This window comes from Cupriavidus sp. GW822-FHT02D05, from assembly GCF_058802485.1.
This window is the reverse complement of sequence record NZ_JBXAOE010000039.1, coordinates 1-12,395: the sequence shown is the minus strand read 5'-3', so window position 1 is coordinate 12,395 and position 12,395 is coordinate 1. Positions and strand designations below refer to the sequence as shown.

At 64.7% G+C, this 12,395-nt stretch carries 13 protein-coding genes; 9 read left to right on the top strand and 4 right to left on the bottom strand.

Features of this window, described 5'->3' with window-relative positions; translation table 11 throughout:
• The first annotated feature begins 122 nt into the window (after positions 1-122).
• Positions 123-1,010, top strand: coding sequence for an NAD(P)-dependent oxidoreductase (locus tag AC1RQK_RS35325; protein WP_492375675.1), 888 nt, complete (start codon positions 123-125; stop codon positions 1,008-1,010).
• Positions 1,011-1,017: 7 nt separating this feature from the next.
• Here AC1RQK_RS35325 and AC1RQK_RS35320 read toward each other — a convergent pair whose 3' ends face one another.
• Positions 1,018-1,737 (bottom strand): Crp/Fnr family transcriptional regulator, encoded by a 720-nt coding sequence (locus AC1RQK_RS35320; protein WP_416052156.1) that lies wholly within the window; start codon positions 1,735-1,737, stop codon positions 1,018-1,020.
• A 333-nt stretch (positions 1,738-2,070) separates the two neighbouring features.
• Between AC1RQK_RS35320 and AC1RQK_RS35315 the strand changes: the two genes are divergently transcribed.
• The 6 genes from AC1RQK_RS35315 (at position 2,071) to AC1RQK_RS35290 (ending at position 8,041) form a co-directional block, all read left to right on the top strand.
• Positions 2,071-2,346, top strand: a complete 276-nt coding sequence (locus AC1RQK_RS35315; RefSeq protein WP_253931532.1) for a hypothetical protein — start codon at positions 2,071-2,073, stop codon at positions 2,344-2,346.
• A 259-nt stretch (positions 2,347-2,605) separates the two neighbouring features.
• Positions 2,606-3,124: a hypothetical protein gene (locus tag AC1RQK_RS35310; protein ID WP_492814035.1), complete on the top strand. Its 519-nt coding sequence runs from the start codon at positions 2,606-2,608 to the stop codon at positions 3,122-3,124.
• Positions 3,125-3,186: 62 nt separating this feature from the next.
• Complete coding sequence (locus AC1RQK_RS35305) at positions 3,187-3,438, top strand: hypothetical protein (RefSeq protein WP_492375673.1); 252 nt, start codon at positions 3,187-3,189, stop codon at positions 3,436-3,438.
• An 83-nt stretch (positions 3,439-3,521) separates the two neighbouring features.
• Positions 3,522-4,886, top strand: a complete 1,365-nt coding sequence (locus tag AC1RQK_RS35300; RefSeq protein ID WP_492375672.1) for a TAXI family TRAP transporter solute-binding subunit — start codon at positions 3,522-3,524, stop codon at positions 4,884-4,886.
• Positions 4,887-5,020: 134 nt separating this feature from the next.
• A complete protein-coding gene (locus AC1RQK_RS35295) occupies positions 5,021-6,790 on the top strand; it encodes a serine hydrolase (protein WP_492375671.1) in 1,770 nt (589 codons plus the stop codon).
• A gap of 198 nt (positions 6,791-6,988) precedes the next feature.
• The gene (locus AC1RQK_RS35290; protein WP_492375692.1) at positions 6,989-8,041 is read left to right on the top strand and encodes a phytoene/squalene synthase family protein; all 1,053 of its coding nucleotides are present in this window, start codon (positions 6,989-6,991) and stop codon (positions 8,039-8,041) included.
• 133 nt (positions 8,042-8,174) lie between these two features.
• Here AC1RQK_RS35290 and AC1RQK_RS35285 read toward each other — a convergent pair whose 3' ends face one another.
• From AC1RQK_RS35285 to AC1RQK_RS35275, 3 genes are all read right to left on the bottom strand, one after another.
• The gene (locus AC1RQK_RS35285; RefSeq protein ID WP_492375670.1) at positions 8,175-8,696 is read right to left on the bottom strand and encodes a hypothetical protein; all 522 of its coding nucleotides are present in this window, start codon (positions 8,694-8,696) and stop codon (positions 8,175-8,177) included.
• A 175-nt stretch (positions 8,697-8,871) separates the two neighbouring features.
• Entirely contained in the window at positions 8,872-9,135 is a 264-nt protein-coding gene (locus tag AC1RQK_RS35280; protein WP_492814032.1) for a hypothetical protein, read from the bottom strand.
• A gap of 162 nt (positions 9,136-9,297) precedes the next feature.
• Positions 9,298-9,999, bottom strand: a complete 702-nt coding sequence (locus AC1RQK_RS35275; RefSeq protein ID WP_492375668.1) for a TetR/AcrR family transcriptional regulator — start codon at positions 9,997-9,999, stop codon at positions 9,298-9,300.
• 313 nt (positions 10,000-10,312) lie between these two features.
• Between AC1RQK_RS35275 and AC1RQK_RS35270 the strand changes: the two genes are divergently transcribed.
• Positions 10,313-12,034, top strand: coding sequence for an AMP-binding protein (locus AC1RQK_RS35270; RefSeq protein WP_492375667.1), 1,722 nt, complete (start codon positions 10,313-10,315; stop codon positions 12,032-12,034).
• A gap of 77 nt (positions 12,035-12,111) precedes the next feature.
• Positions 12,112-12,395, top strand: a 284-nt coding sequence (locus tag AC1RQK_RS35265) for an acyl-CoA dehydrogenase family protein (RefSeq protein ID WP_492814029.1), incomplete at its 3' end; no start/stop codon positions are given.

Sequence of the window (12,395 nt, the reverse complement as noted above, 5' to 3'; positions counted from 1 at the left end):
CGGGATCGAGGATGACCTGGAATCAATTAAATCGGAGCCGGCAGCGCCTGGCGGCAAGCGCGGCCGGGCGCTGCCGGACTCGGATATTCGCACCTGGCAGAAAACACAAGATCGGAGACAACATGAAAACAATCGGCATGATCGGCATCGGCATGATGGGCCATGGCATCGCCACCAACATCGCCAGGCACGGCCACCCGCTGGTGCTGCTCGACCATCCCGGCAACCAGCCGGTGGACGACCTGCTGGCGGCCGGCGCCACCACGGCCGCCACCCCGGCCGAGCTAGCGCGCGCGGTCGATATCGTGATCCTGTGCGTCACGGGCACCCCGGAGGTGGAGGACGTGCTGTTCCGCCCGGACGGTGTGCTTGCCGGCCTGCGCCAGGGCGCCGTGGTGATCGACTGCTCCACCGCCATTCCCTCGTCCACGGAGCGCATTGCCGCAGCGGTGGCCAAGGCCGGCGCACGCTTTCTTGACGCGCCCATGACGCGCACGCCCAAGGAAGCCGAGGAAGGCCGCCTCAACCTGATCGTCGGCGGCGACCGCGCCTTGTTCGAGCAATGCCGGCCACTGCTGTCGTGCTTCGCGGAGAACATCGTGCACGCCGGGCCCGCCGGCTCGGGCCACCGGCTCAAGCTGCTGCACAACTTTGTCTCGCTGGGCTTCTCCGCCGTGCTGGCCGAGGCCGCTGCCTGCGCTGAGCGCTCAGACGTAGACCCGGGCGTGCTGGTGGAAGTGCTGGCCAAGGGCGGCGCAGACGGCGTGATCCTCAACCGCATGCGCCCCTACATCGAGTCGCAGGACAAGTCCGGCTTCCGCTTCTCGATTGCCAACGCGCTCAAGGACATGGGCTACTACACCACGATGGCGCAGGAGCTTGGCGCCGCGCGTGCCACGGCGGAGGCGGTGCGGGATACCTACGAGCGCGCCAGCCACACCGCCCGGCCGCAGCCGACGGTGCCGGAGCTGATTTCGATCCTGGCGGACGAGGCAGGCAAGGCGGCCTGATCCTCGCTCAGATCGCCCGCAGGTCGGGCAGCAGGCGATCGCACTCGCGCTTGACCACGGCATAGCACTCGCACACGCGCTGCTCCAGCCCTGGCCGATCGAGCACTTCGATATGCCCGTGGTGATAGCGAATCAGGCCGGCATTCTGCAGTTTCAGCGCTGCCTCCGTCACGCCGGAACGCCGCACGCCAAGCATGTTGGCGATCAGCTCCTGCGTCATCTTCAATTTGTTGGTTGGCAAGCGGTCCATGCTGAGCAGCAGCCAGCGGCACAGCTGCTGTTCGATGGAGTGATGCCGGTTGCACACGGCCGTCTGCGCCATTTGCGTGATCAGCGCTTGCGTATAGCGCAGCAGCAGCCGCTGCATGGGGCCGGCGCGATTGAATTCCGCCTTCACCGTGGCGCTGTCAAGCCGATAGGCCGTGCCGGCGCTCTGGACGATGGCACGGCTTGGCGTGGTCTCGCCCCCCATGAACAGCGCAATCCCGACCATGCCCTCGTTGCCAACGATGGCGATCTCCGCCGATGCGCCGTTTTCCATCACGTAGAGCAAAGATATGATCGACGTGGTTGGAAAATACACATGATTGAGCCGGTCCCCAGACTCATAGATCACCTGCCCCAGCGGCAAATCCACCAGCACCAGCTGCGGCGCCAGGCGCGCCCATTCTTCTTCCGGCAACACCGCCAACAGATGATTGGCTCTGGCGTATTCCTGTGTCTGCATGGGTATGCCCCGTAGGTTCAGGACCTGCCTCTTGCCGGCATCTGCCATGGCAAATCGGGGTCAGGACCGCCATCTGAGCCCCAGTGTAAACCAGCCGCATGGCGCGCTTGCCGAAGCCGCCAGACACTGGCGCCATAAAAAGAGAACCCGACTTGCACGCTAGCGTACCGACTTGCCATAGGCCCCCGCCTAAGATGCCCCAGATGTCGATCGGCCAGATGCCATAGGGCTGCAGGCCGCATCACAGCCAAGGCATGCCTCTCCCTCCCCTTGGGGCATACGGTAACTAGTGGCGCTCGACCCACTTGGCAGGGGAAACGTTTTGGAGGGCGCATGCAAGCCCAAGCTAATGGTCACAGTGTGATCGTCTATCCCGACATGGTCGGTGGATGGTACTTCGCGGAAATCGACAGGAAAGCTGTCTACCGCTTCGGGCCATTCGAGTCGCACAAGCTCGTCAGGGAGCTGGTCGTGGTGTTGTTCCCGGAGATTCCAGTGCTTGAGTTGGTAGAACCGTCGCCAGAAATGGATGACAGCGCCCTGATGATCCTGGGCAATGGGGAACGGGTATCACAAGTCACAGAAGAGCAGGGAACTGCCAGGCAGTAGACGCGGCTGCAACCGGGCAGGGGTCGTGCAGCCGACCGGCGATGGCGGCAAACGCAAGCCAACGCTGAACGCTATTCCTTTCATGCCCTTGGCCTTCGGGCCGAGGGCTTTTTTTTTGCATGGCGCGCCGCATCGGATTCCGTGTCCGCCATCGTACCGACTTCGCAGCCGATCCATGTCAGTCTCAGCCTGTCGCGGCGCCGCATTGCGGGCCTTCGCCATGTAGCGAGCGCGATGCGATGGATCTCGAGGTGACATCATGCGCAGCGTCCTTTATTTCCGGCTTAGCGGCATCGCCGCCGCGAGAAGCATGCAATCGTCGTTGCAGGCGTTACCTGTTGCCCCTGTCCATATCGGCGGGCCCTGGTTCATCCAGCGCGACGACCAGCCCTTGGAAGGGTTGCCCCGAGCCGCGTCCAAGCAAACAACGTATCGCCAGGAATGGGCGATAGCGGGCACTGTGGCCGGCGCCATATTGGCCATTGCCGCGACGCTGCATCTTGGCACCTCGGCCGGCACCTTTGCCAGCATCCTGGCCTGCGTGGCGAGCGGGGCGCTCGGCGGCTTGTGCGGCGCCTGGCTCGCGGGCCAGCTTGGCGCGCGCATCCTGCGCGGCAAGGTTGCCCGGGAACGCGCGCAGCTCGCGCAAGGCGAAATGCTGCTGGTCGCGAGCTGCGCCGGGGACGCGAAGGATTCCGTCAAACGCATGATCAATGAACTGGGCGGCGTGAGCGTCGAGGAGCACAGTGACGTCATGCCAGGTTTCCGGTGGGCGTGACGCATTGCGGATGACCGCTGCAGCGCATCACGCCTGCGGCGTGGTATCGATAGGAGCATGTCATGCGAACTCGTCTTATTATTTGCGCTGCTGCGCTCGCGCTCACCCAAACGGGGTGCTTGTGGGTACCCGGCGGCGAAGGCCGCACCGGTGGCGATGGCGGCTATCGCGGTGCGGACCGGCATGACGGCCATCCAGGCAATGAGTGGAACAACGATCATCGCTCCGGCGATCGCGGACAGCCGTACGGCACGGAGCGCAACGGCGACAACCGGGAGCGCGACTATTCGCCAAGAGGCGGCTGGACGCAATGACGTTGCCGGATAGCACGCGCGCAAAAATGCGGCACAGCGCGGGTGCTATCATCCAACGGCTCTAGCCTCCCCCAATCGCGCCGATGCCGCCGGACCCCGCACCAGACAAGCCCACTACCGCCAACGCGCTCCCTGATATCCACCGCCTGCGCGCCCGCTTTGTCGCCATTTCCTGGCGCGACCTGGCCGTATCCTTCGGCCCCGTGCTGGCCCTTGCCCTGGCAGCCATCTGGCTCGCAGTATGGCTGGTGCAGCCGGCGCCGCCGAGCACCATCTCCATCAGCGCGGGCCCCAAGGGCAGTTCCTTCTACAACGCCGCCGAGAAGTACGCAAGGGTCCTCGCACGCAATGGCATCACGTTAAATGTGCTGGCCTCCGAAGGCTCCCGCCAGAACGTGCAGAGGCTGGCCGATCGCAAGCAGGACGTTGACCTGGCGCTGGTGCAGGGCGGTGTCTCCAGCGATGTGGATACCGAAGGGCTGGTCTCGCTGGGCAGCGTGTTCTACGCGCCCATCACGGTGCTGTACCGCGGCAAGGAGCAGCACAAATTGTCCGACTTCCACAAGTCGCGCATCGCCATCGGACGCGAAGGCAGCGGTGCCCGCGCGCTGGCGCTGACGCTGCTCAAGGCGAACGGTATCGAGCCGGGCGGCAGTGCCGAGCTCATCGCGTTCGATGGCGACGACGCCGCCCAGGCGCTGGTCGACGGCAAGATCGACGTGGCCATGCTGACCGGCGATTCCGCCACTGGCCCGATCATGCGCAAGCTGTTTCGCATGCCGGGCATCCGCCTGCTGGATTTCGCGCAGGCCAATGCTTATACGCGGCGCTTTCTCTATCTGCAGGAGCTGGTGTTGCCCGCCGGCGTATTCGACCTGGGCAAGAATCTCCCGGCGCATCCCATCCGCCTGATCGGCCCGACGGTGGAACTGGTGGCGCGCGATTCGCTGCATCCCGCGCTGTCCGACCTGCTGATCGAGGCCGCGCGCGAGGTCCACGGCAAGGCCGGCCTGCTGCAAAGCGCCGGGCAGTTTCCCTCGGCCACCGCGCATGAGTTCCCGCTGAGCGACGACGCCACACGCTATTACGCGTCGGGCAAGGGCTTCCTGTACCGCCACCTGCCCTTCTGGCTGGCGAGCCTGCTCTCCCGTGCACTGGTGCTCGTGCCGGTGATCGTGATCCTGATTCCGGCCTTCCGGCTGGTGCCTTCGCTCTACAGGTGGCGGGTCAAGTCCCGTATCTATCGCTGGTACGGCACCCTGATCGACATCGAGCGCGTGGCACTGGTGAACCCCTCCGAGGAAGAAAAAGCCGCCCTGGCCCAGCGCCTCGACCACATCGAAGACGCGGTCAACAAGATGAAGATGCCGCTTGCCTATGCCGACCAGTTCTATGTGCTGCGCGAGCATATCGTCTTTGTGCGGCGCAGGCTGACGGGCGCGCTCTAAGCTGGCGCAAGACATCCTCCGCATCGACACCGTGGTTGCCATAGTGCGATCTGGGCGCTCTACCACACCAAACCACGACACCGAAGCGCAGAAAACGAAATAGAATCGACGCCTGAGACCATTCAAGGATTCTCATGGCGGGAAAGACAAAGCGGTTCGGTGAACTGGCTACCGCGTTGGCGGCGCGACATGCGACAGCTTTCCTTGCGGCATGGCGCAATGCCCTATCCACTGCCTGCGCTGCCTGCGCGGCGCTAGCCGGCGTTTCTTATCTCCCGCCCGCTGCCGCCGCGCCCCTCACCTTCGCATCGCCTCCCGCCGAAATCGCCAAGGCCGTGCTCGACGATGAACCCGGCACCGTGGCCGTGGGCATCTGGCGGAACCAGCAAGGCCGCTTCGCGCTGCAACGCAATCCAGTGGGTAGCGTCGGCGAGGTTGTGGAGGGCGGCAGCGCGGACGCGCAGCCGTTCTTCGAGATCGGCTCCATCAGCAAGGTATTCACCGGCTTGCTGCTCGCGCAGGCCGTGGAGCGCGGCGAGCTGTCGCTGGACGACACGCTAGGCAAGCTGCTCGAGGCAAAGGCCACCTTGAAGCCCGAAACCGCCGCCATCACCCTGCGCCAGTTGGTGACGCACAGCGCCTGCCTGCCCCGCGAGCCACAGGACTTTCCCGGCTACGGCACACCAAATCCCTTCTCCCGGCACGACCGCTGGAAAATCTACGCCGGTCTTTCCGGCATGACGCTGGAACATGCGCCACCCTGCGGCGCGGCGTACAGCAACCTGGGCATGGGCCTCCTCGGCCAACTGCTCTCCGACCGCTACGCAAAGCCATGGGATGTGCTGGTGCGCGAGAACATCACCGGGCCGCTGGGCATGCGCGACACGATGCAATACCTCGGCCGGCAGGCCAGCCGCCTGGCCACCGGATATCAGCACGAGGCGTTCCAGGCACCATGGGATTTCGAGGCGCTGTCAGGCGCCGGCGCACTGCGCTCGACGGCCCCCGACCTGCTCCTGCTGGCGCGCGCCCTCATGGCTGGCCGGGCCGGCCCGCTTGGCCCGGCGGCAGAACGGGCGCTCACCCCCCTGGGCCACTTCCGTGGAGAAGAGATCGGCTACGCCATCCTGATCCGCGGGCCGGCCGGGCATCGAACGTATCACCACGACGGGCTTACCGCGGGCTACCGGACACTGCTGGCGTTTGCGCCGGATACCCAGGAAGCTGCGGCGATACTGGCCAGTAACTCGCACGCCAACCCGGTTAAGGTTCTGACAGGCATTGCGGCTAGCCGCTACCCGATCGCCCCGGCTACCCAAATGGCTCCGGCAGCTGCGGATTTGGCCGAATATGGCGGCAACTACCAGGCAGACAAGGACACCCGCTTCACCTTCGTGCCGCAGGATGGCAAGCTCTATCGCCGCTCGACGGGCACAGGGTTTCGCGCGCTCTCGCCCGGCGGGCCAGACACCTTTGTCGACGCCGATGCCGGCACGCGGTACGTGTTCAGGCGCGAGGCCGGCGAGATCGTTCGGGTCGACTACTACCTGGGTGATGGCGGCTTTGGCGGCTTTAGCGGCTTTGCGGGGCTACGCACGAAGGAAGCCGCGCCGCCGGTTGCCGTCGTGCCGCTCGACAGGCAACTGGACTACGCCGGCCGCTACCGCGCCCGCCGCATCATTCGCACAGATCTGGACCTTGATGTTCGCGCGGAGAACGGGCAACTTGGCGTGCGCGCCGGAAACTGGTTTCGCCGCCCTGTGTTCCCCGTCGCCGACAAGCCGGATCGGTTCGCCTACGAAAACGGCAGCAGCCAGCTCCAGTTCGAGCGCGATGCGACCGGGCGCGTCGCAGGCGTCGTCCTGTATGAGAATGGCGCGATTCGGCTGCGCCGGGTGCCTTGAGGCTGGCACGGCTGCATGGCGGCCATCACTTGCGTTGCGGCCTCTGCTGCCCAACCAGCTTGTCATGGTCTTTGCAAGCGCCTCGGCCAGCGCTGGTTGGTTCAGTCTCGCAAGGCAGCGCCCGGGCAGGCGATCATGGTGCCGGATGAGGATACAATCCGGCAGCGCCGACTTGTCCATCACGACCCGACCCCATCCATGCCTAACCCTACCCGGGCCTTCCTTCTTGGCCCGCTGCTCAAAGGCGTTTCACGCTCTTTCTATCTCACCCTGCGGGTGCTGCCTGCAGGGATGCGCGATCCGATCGGCCTGGCTTATCTGCTGGCGCGCGCCGCCGACACCATCGCGGACACCTCGCTGATTCCTCCGCAGCAACGGCTGGAACTGCTGCTGTCGCTGCGTGATCAGGTCAACGGCGCCACGGACGATGGCACGCTCATGCGGCGGCTGGCGGCAGAGGTCGCCGGGCAACAAGCGCTATCGGACGAGAAGGTTCTGCTCGAATCGCTCGGCCCGGCGCTGACGGCGCTGTCCCAGCTGAGCGCGGCCGATCGGACGGCGGTTCGCGAGATCGTGTCGACCCTGGCTTCCGGCATGGAGTTTGATCTGCGGACCTTCCCCGACGAAAGGTCCGGGCAGATCGGCGTGCTGCGCGAATGGGAAGAGCTGGACCGGTACACCTACCTGGTCGCGGGATGCGTGGGGGAATTCTGGACCAAGATGACCTACGCCCATATGCCCGGGACGCTCAAGGGAGAATCCGAGGCGATGCTGCTGCGAGGCGTGCGCTTTGGCAAGGCGCTTCAGATGACCAATGTGCTGCGGGACTGCGCCAAGGACCTGCGAATCGGGCGTTGCTACCTGCCGGGGGCGATGCTGGACCAGTATGGACTGACGCCGCAAGATTTGCTGTTGCCAGGCAATTCGGCGCGTGCGAAACCACTTCTGCTCGCGCTGATCCGCACGACGCTGGGTCATTTCCGTGAGGCGGTGGATTACACGTTTGCCATTCCTGCGTTCTCTGTTCGATTGCGCCTGGCGTGTTTGTGGCCAGTGCTTATCGGGCTGGAGACGCTGCTGCTGCTTGCAAGCAATGACGATTGGCTGGATCCGGCGAAGGTGCCCAAGATACGGCGGAGCGAGGTGTATCGGATTGTGGGATATTCGGCGTTGATGGCACCGTCCAATGGCTTGCTGCGGATCTGGGTTGAGCGGTTGATTGGAGGGATCGAGGCGCGGCTGGAACGTTAATGGCGAAGGAAGCCTTCCGCATCTGCGGGGCGAACCCCTAGGCCATTGCGCGCCTTTGCCCCCACCGCGCGACGGGCCATGGACGCGACTCGCGCCTGAGCCACGCACCGCACAGCGTTTTTTAAGGCCGCAATCACTTGCTGCTGGAGTGGTCGTCGCCCCCAAGCGGATCGACAATGATCATGGTGCGGTCCAGCACCCCGCGATCGTCAAAGTAAGCGCTGAAGTGGGCCGGCTGGTAAGCGCCGATGTAGAGCCGGTACGACCATGCCTCACGCTTCATCAGCGGGTAGTACTGGACCGGCTCGCGCGGCAGGCCGAAGCGTTGGGCCACGTCCTGCTTGGTCCAGGTACCCGGGCGCGCCTCATAGATCTCCTTCTCGGTCAGCATCTGGCGGAAACTGGTGAGGTTTCCGCTGGCGTCGAAATCCGCCGCGTAGACTTCGAACCCGAGCGGCTGCTTCGAGTAGATCCAGCGGCTGGTGCCGCCGGCGAGCTGGTAGGTCTCCGTGGGCTTGCCGAAGGTGTCGCGCACGGCGCTCTCCGGGCCACCGATCATTTTTTGCGCGGTCTCGACCGGCTGCAGGAACGCGCAGGCACACAGCGCGAGCGCAGCGGCGGTAGCCCCCATCCATCTGGCGAAGCGATATTGCATGACCATTCTCCATCGTTGGCGCGGGTGGTGTTCTCGGGCCAGGAACCCTTCCAGCATAGTGCAAGCGTGCGCGCACGCCGCGCACCCGGCCCTTACGGTAAACGCTTCGGGCAGCGGGATTATTCCACTGGTTTCCACTAACCCGGCCGACAGTGGGACAGTGGCAAAGTTGGCCTCAACAAACGTACCCCTCGATATAGCAGAACGCCGCCGTGCCGCTCCCGTACTCGGTGTCGCGCAGCGTGAATGAACCGGACAGGCAGATGAACGCGGTCATGCAGGCCAGGAGAACAAGCAGGCAAATTGCCAGAATGGACAGCTTTTGCATGGCAAACCCTTCCCTCAGAGAAGCAGCGGACGCCGACACGATGAGCCGACGCATGGGGAAAACCGGGGAGCCAGTCGCAAAGGCGGCGCTGATGCACCCGTTGTTCACCATTACGCATTTCCCATGCCCGTGCCAGCACGGCGGAAAAGCGCCCGATTGTGCTTCGGAAGGAAGCCGCGCCGCTAGCGCTGTTGGGCTGTGCCACACACCGGGGTTGGCGCTGCCCGAACTATTACCGGAGCGCTCTACTTCGCGTTCCCCACTTCGCGCGCCCTATTCCGCGCGCCCGTCCACTCGCCGCAACGCCGCCCCCACATCCCCATAAAACTCCCGCAGCGCCGCCACCTCCAAGTCCGGCGGCAGTAGTGCTGGCCAGAGCAGCGCCACGATATCCTTGGCGGTCCGCTCGATATCCACCGGCCGCTGCCTGGCGATTGCGTCCCAGAGAATGTGCTCCATCGGCCCGAAGATCGCCGAGCGCAGCAAGCTCAACGGCAGGTCGGCCCGGATCTCCCCACTCTCCCGCGCGCGCGCCAGCATATCCATCAGCGGCGCGGTGTAGCGCCGTTGCAGCGGCACGAACACCTCGCCCAGCCCCGGCCCCCTGGCGCGGCCTTCGGAGAGCACTAGCGCGCATAGCCCGGTGCCCTGGATCAGGAACAGCCGAAGATGCGTGCGCACGAAGAACTCGAGCTGCGCCTTGGTGCTCTGGCCGCGCGGCATGCCTTCTTCCACCGCAGCGATGATCTCGTCGTACCAGTCCTCGATCACCCGCACGCAAAGCTCGCGCTTGCCGTGGAAATAGGTGAACACCGTGGCTTCGGAGATGCCCAGGCGCTGGGCGATCTCGGTGGTGGTGGTGCGCTCGTAGCCCATCTCGGCAAAGACTTCGCGGGCCACGCGCAGGATGTCGCGGATGCGTTGCTCCGCCTTGGCGCTCGCGGGGACGCGGCGCCGCACCATGATGTCGTCCATCGACGTGTTACCTCGCTTGCCGGAAGCCGGCGATTATAGTGCGGCGCAACATAAAACAGATGCCCGGGCACGCCTTGGGGCGCAACTCGCCCCCGTCACGGGATTGTAATTGATCTTTACTCAACTCATGGTTGCAATTTTTCGGGTCTGCGTGTACTTTTCCAGTCAACGCCACTGCCCCGATGCTACATAGGACGGGACAAGGGCCAGAATATATGCGCACTCCCCGACTTGAGCCACACTCAACAAAGTTGAATAACCCTCAAGAAACCGGGATACGGACAATATTGCGACAGCGCTTTGGAGACGAGTTATGACGATGCAGGGTGCGGCTAGCCCAACGATCTTGCCCATTGGCGGGCTCTCCCACGTCAGGGGCAGTACCGACATTCCCTTGTCCGAGCTGACGGTGCCGGCGCTGCTAGCCGAAACCGTAGCGCGTTTCCCGGATCGCGAGGCGGTGGTGTTTCGCGAGCAGGGCATCCGCTGGAGCTGGCGGGAATTTGCACAGGTGGTGGACGCCATGGCCGGGGGCTTGCGCCTGCTGGGCCTGGAGCGCGGGGACCGCATCGGCATCTGGTCGCCGAACCGGGTGGAGTGGCTGGTGACGCAGTTCGCCACCGCACGCCTTGGGCTGGTGCTGGTGAACATCAATCCGGCTTACCGCCTGGCGGAGCTGGAATATGCGCTGAACAAGGTGGGCTGCAAGGCGATCGTGGCGGCGGAGTCGTTCAAGACGTCGCGCTACCTGGAAATGCTGCAGACGCTGGCGCCGGAGTTGCAAAGCTGCGAGCCGGGCGCGCTGCAGGCAGCGCGCCTTCCCGCGCTGCGCTGGGTGATCCGCATGGGCGGCGAGCGCACGCCGGGCATGCTGAACTACGACGCGCTGCTCGCGCATGGCACGCATGCCCTGACCGGGGAGCTGGACGCGATTTCCGCTCAGCTGGACCGCTACGACCCAATCAATATCCAGTTCACCAGCGGCACCACCGGTGCGCCCAAGGGCGCCACGCTGACGCACCGGAACATCGTCAATAACGCGCGCTTCATCGCCATGGCGATGCGCTTCTCCGAGCAGGACAAGCTGTGCATCCCGGTGCCGTTCTATCACTGCTTCGGCATGGTGCTGGCCGTGCTGGCCTGCGTATCCACCGGCGCCTGCATGGTGTTCCCCGGCGAGGCGTTCGAGCCGGCGGCAACCATGGCGGCGGTCAGCGAGGAGCGCTGCACGGCCTTGCACGGCGTGCCGACCATGTTTATCGCCCAGCTGGATCATCCGGATTTTGCCAAGTACGACTTCTCCACGCTGCGCACCGGGATCATGGCGGGTTCGCCCTGCCCCATCGAGACGATGAAACGCGTGATCTCGCAGATGCACATGGCGGAAGTGACGATCGCCTATGGCATGACCGAGACCAGCCCGGTTTCCTTCCAGAGTTCCACCACCGATCCGCTCGACAAGCGCGTGACCACCGTGGGGCTGATCCAGCCGCATCTTGAGGTCAAGCTGGTGGACGGCACCGGCGAGATCGTGCCCGTTGGCGAAAAGGGCGAGCTGTGCACGCGCGGCTACTCGGTGATGCAAGGCTATTGGGACGACGAGCCTCGCACCCGCGAAGCGATCCGCGATGGCTGGATGCACACGGGCGACCTCGCCACCATCGACGCCGAGGGTTACTGCAACATCGTTGGCCGCGTGAAGGACATGCTGATCCGCGGCGGCGAGAACGTCTACCCCCGCGAAATCGAGGAATTCCTGTTCCGCCACCCGAAGGTGCAGGCAGTGCAGGTGTTTGGCGTGCCCGACCCCAAGTACGGCGAGGAAGTCTGCGCGTGGATCGTGCTCAAGCCGGGCGATACGGCCACCGAGGACGATATCCGTGCCTTCTGCCGCGACCAGATCGCGCACTACAAGATTCCGCGCTACATCCGCTTTGTCGACGAAATGCCCATGACCATTACCGGCAAGGTGCAGAAGTTCGTGATGCGCGAGCGCATGACGCTGGAGCTCGGGCTTGGCGACAAGACCACGTGACGACCCAACCGAATCCCATCTGACATCGGGCCGCCGTCTGCCGCGGCCGTATTCCACTAGATAACGAGCACTCAACCATGAACGAACTCCCCGGCCTCAATTTCCACCTTGGCGAAGATATCGACATGTTGCGCGAAACCGTGCGCAACTGGGCGCAGGCCGAACTGGCGCCGCGCGCGGCCGAGATCGACCGTACCGACCAGTTCCCGATGGACGCCTGGAAGAAGATGGGCGACCTCGGCGTGCTCGGCATCACGGTGGCGGAGGAATACGGCGGCGCCAACATGGGCTACCTGGCCCACATGATCGCCATGGAAGAAATCAGCCGCGCCTCGGCATCGGTCGGCTTGTCGTACGGCGC

What these genes read in the sequence shown, in the direction of transcription:
- AC1RQK_RS35280 (WP_492814032.1), bottom strand. Translation starts at nt 9,135, where the DNA reads ATGGTGAACAACGGGTGCATCAGCGCCGCCTTTGCGACTGGCTCCCCG.
- AC1RQK_RS35285 (WP_492375670.1), bottom strand. Translation starts at nt 8,696, where the DNA reads ATGCAATATCGCTTCGCCAGATGGATGGGGGCTACCGCCGCTGCGCTC.
- AC1RQK_RS35290 (WP_492375692.1), top strand. Translation starts at nt 6,989, where the DNA reads ATGCCTAACCCTACCCGGGCCTTCCTTCTTGGCCCGCTGCTCAAAGGC.
- AC1RQK_RS35270 (WP_492375667.1), top strand. Translation starts at nt 10,313, where the DNA reads ATGACGATGCAGGGTGCGGCTAGCCCAACGATCTTGCCCATTGGCGGG.
- AC1RQK_RS35315 (WP_253931532.1), top strand. Translation starts at nt 2,071, where the DNA reads ATGCAAGCCCAAGCTAATGGTCACAGTGTGATCGTCTATCCCGACATG.
- AC1RQK_RS35295 (WP_492375671.1), top strand. Translation starts at nt 5,021, where the DNA reads ATGGCGGGAAAGACAAAGCGGTTCGGTGAACTGGCTACCGCGTTGGCG.
- AC1RQK_RS35275 (WP_492375668.1), bottom strand. Translation starts at nt 9,999, where the DNA reads ATGGACGACATCATGGTGCGGCGCCGCGTCCCCGCGAGCGCCAAGGCG.
- AC1RQK_RS35325 (WP_492375675.1), top strand. Translation starts at nt 123, where the DNA reads ATGAAAACAATCGGCATGATCGGCATCGGCATGATGGGCCATGGCATC.
- AC1RQK_RS35305 (WP_492375673.1), top strand. Translation starts at nt 3,187, where the DNA reads ATGCGAACTCGTCTTATTATTTGCGCTGCTGCGCTCGCGCTCACCCAA.
- AC1RQK_RS35310 (WP_492814035.1), top strand. Translation starts at nt 2,606, where the DNA reads ATGCGCAGCGTCCTTTATTTCCGGCTTAGCGGCATCGCCGCCGCGAGA.
- AC1RQK_RS35300 (WP_492375672.1), top strand. Translation starts at nt 3,522, where the DNA reads ATGCCGCCGGACCCCGCACCAGACAAGCCCACTACCGCCAACGCGCTC.
- AC1RQK_RS35320 (WP_416052156.1), bottom strand. Translation starts at nt 1,737, where the DNA reads ATGCAGACACAGGAATACGCCAGAGCCAATCATCTGTTGGCGGTGTTG.